The organism is Bradyrhizobium sp. P2_E8 (assembly GCF_056403875.1).
This window is the reverse complement of sequence record NZ_JBFUES010001118.1, coordinates 1-2,265: the sequence shown is the minus strand read 5'-3', so window position 1 is coordinate 2,265 and position 2,265 is coordinate 1. Positions and strand designations below refer to the sequence as shown.

Below are 2,265 nucleotides of genomic sequence, written 5' to 3'. Positions count from 1 at the left end.
GGATCAGGTCGATCCGCGACAGCGAGGCTGGTGGCAGCCAGGCCAGTAGCTCGGCGGCATCGCCGGCAAACAGGCGGATGTTGGCGATGTTGCCGGCCTCGATCTGCGCCAGGATCTTCGCCATGCCGTTGACATAGGGCTCGCAGCCGATGAAGCCGGTCGTGGCGAAGTTCTGCGCCTCGGCCGCAAGATGCTCGCCGCCGCCGAAGCCGATCTCGAGCCGCACATCGTTCGCCGCGGGATCGAAGATCTCGCGCGCATTCCCCGGCGCCTCGCCCGTGATGTCGAGCGCAAGATGCGGCAACAGATGATCGATCAGCTCGGCCTGGTGCTGCCTGAGCTTGTGGCCCTTGCGGCGCCCGAAGAAGGCGCGCTCGCTGTCATCGCGATCGGGATCTGACTTGCGTTCGCTCATCGCAGCGTCTGATACAGGCGATAGAGCAGCCGCGCGCGCGGTTCGAGCGACGAGACATAGAGCTGCTCATAGTGGGTGTGCGCGCCCTTGCCGTCGACGCCGAGCCCGTCCAGCGTGCCGGTGTGGGGAGCGGTGAAATTGCCGTCCGAGCCGCCGCCGGTGTGGGTGTCGATCAGCTCGAAGCCGATTTCGCCGGCGAGCGTCTTCGCATGCTCGTAGAGCGAGGCGCCTGCATTGCTCTTCTCGTAAGGCGGACGATTGAGCTCGCCCGTGACCTTGACGGTGACGCCTTCGGTCTTCGATGTCAGCCCGAGGATCTTGCCGACGAACTCCTCCGCGTCTTTGAGGCTCAGCACGCGCAGATCGACTTCGGCATAGGCCTCTTCCGGCGTCACGTTGGGGCGCGTGCCGCCGCGCACCACACCGACATTCACGGAGACGCCGCGCGCCGGGTCGTTCATCCCTTCCAGCGTCAGGATGATATGGGCGAGCTCGCGGACGGCGCTGCGACCGTCTTCGGGCCGCGAGCCGGCATGTGCCGGCACGCCCTTGATGAACACCTGGAAGCGTCCGACGCCCTTGCGTCCGGTGACGATCTTGCCGCCGTCGCGCGCCGGCTCCGTCACCAGCACGTATTTGGCCTTGCGCCCTTCCGTCTCGATCAGCGCGCGCGAGGTGGGGCTGCCGATCTCCTCGTCGGAGGTGAACAAGTGGGTGATTCCGAGTGGCGAACGCTCGGCCGTGGCGCAAAGCGCGCGAAACGCGATATGGGCGATGTAGGCGCCGCCCTTCATGTCGTAGATGCCGGGACCGAACGCGCTGTCGCCTTCGACCTTGAACGGCAGACGTTCGATGAATCCCAGGGGGTGAACGGTATCGAGGTGGCTCAGCACCAGGATGCCGGGCTGGTCCTGGCCCCAAGCCGAGCGTGCCAGCAGATGATCGCCGCAGCCGTCGACGCCGGCGACGCGCTCGAGCGTGACGGGCAGATCGCGATAATGATCCGCGACCAGCGACACCAGCCTGTTGACCTGATCAGGCGCCTCTGTCGGCGTCTCGATCTCCACCCAGCGTCGGATGCCGTCGAGAATAGTTTGGGTATCGAACCAATTGGAGCTCGCCATGGGCGCATCTATGCCTTTGAATCGCATCATTTGAGAGGACGCACATCAAAGCGCGGCCACAAATGACGACATAGGCCAGATTTGAAGCAGCCTCAAATCGATTGAGCTGGCGCGTCAGCGCTTGTCGGGGCCTTCGCGTGCCGCAATCTGCTCGACGAGATCGACGATGGAGCGGCGCATCTTCGAATCAGTGATTCGGGTGAACGCCTTGGTCAAGGCGAGTCCTTCGGAGGTCGCAAGGAAGTCCGAGACGTAGGAGGGCGAGGCGCCTTCTGCGAAGCCGTCCGGGCCGGCCACGCCGCTCGGTCCGCCCTCGAACAGGAACGACACCGGCACCTGGAGAATCTCGGCAATCTGCTGGATTCGGCTCGCGCCGACCCGGTTCGTGCCCTTCTCGTACTTCTGGATCTGCTGGAAAGTCAGGCCCAAAGCATCACCGAGCTTTTCCTGGCTCATGCCCAACATGATGCGGCGCATACGCACGCGGCTGCCGACATATTTGTCAACAGGGTTGGGCGCTTTCGACATTTCCTCAGCCTCCAAACACCACCCTCAGCGCAATCGATTGAATGCCTCAGGTGCCAGCATCATAAAAATCAGACCCTCTTATTGGGAAACATTGCGGAGAAATTTAGCAATGCCCACTGTCTTTTGCAGTCGGTGCAGAATGAGGAACCCGCGTGCAGTCTGTCAACCGTGAGACCACGGTTGTCAAAGGATTCCGGC

At 63.2% G+C, this 2,265-nt stretch carries 3 protein-coding genes; all 3 read right to left on the bottom strand.

The genetic code is table 11. The features are described 5' to 3' along the window. A partial coding sequence (locus tag AC1D00_RS37460; protein ID WP_477014132.1) for a tRNA (guanine(46)-N(7))-methyltransferase TrmB occupies positions 1-415 on the bottom strand: 415 nt, incomplete at its 3' end. Next, positions 412-1,569 carry a M20 family metallopeptidase gene (locus AC1D00_RS37455; RefSeq protein ID WP_477014131.1) on the bottom strand — a complete coding sequence of 386 codons (1,158 nt, stop codon included), beginning with the start codon at positions 1,567-1,569 and terminating at the stop codon, positions 412-414. The genes AC1D00_RS37455 and AC1D00_RS37460, both read right to left, overlap by 4 nt. Positions 1,570-1,653: 84 nt before the next feature. Next, positions 1,654-2,067 (bottom strand): helix-turn-helix domain-containing protein, encoded by a 414-nt coding sequence (locus tag AC1D00_RS37450; RefSeq protein WP_135175149.1) that lies wholly within the window; start codon positions 2,065-2,067, stop codon positions 1,654-1,656. Positions 2,068-2,265: the final 198 nt, after the last annotated feature.